Annotated in this window: 1 pseudogene; it reads right to left on the bottom strand. The window is 63.3% G+C overall.

Going from position 1 to position 215, the window contains the following annotated elements:
- A pseudogene (locus GYB81_RS23565) lies at positions 1-215 on the bottom strand (chemotaxis protein); the annotation flags it as partial.

Genomic DNA, 215 nt, shown 5'->3' with positions numbered 1-215 from the left:
TGCTTGTCCAGCGCTTCGATACCCTGGGCTGCTTCCTGCATGCGTGCGGCCAGTTCGGTCATGGCATCGAGCATCTGCTGCACCACCGAGGCGCCATTGCGTGCGCTTTCGTCAGTGCCCTTGGAGGTCTCGAAGGCAATGCCTGCGGCCTGAGCCACGGCCTCCTCGCGCTGCACCTGGTCGGTGATCACGGTGGCGAACTTGACCACCTTGTA

Origin of the sequence: Pseudomonas yangonensis (genome assembly GCF_009932725.1) — a bacterium.
Taxonomy (GTDB): Bacteria; Pseudomonadota; Gammaproteobacteria; order Pseudomonadales; family Pseudomonadaceae; genus Aquipseudomonas; species Aquipseudomonas yangonensis.
Note: the sequence above shows the minus strand (reverse complement) of the source record. Positions and strands in the feature narration are given on the sequence as shown.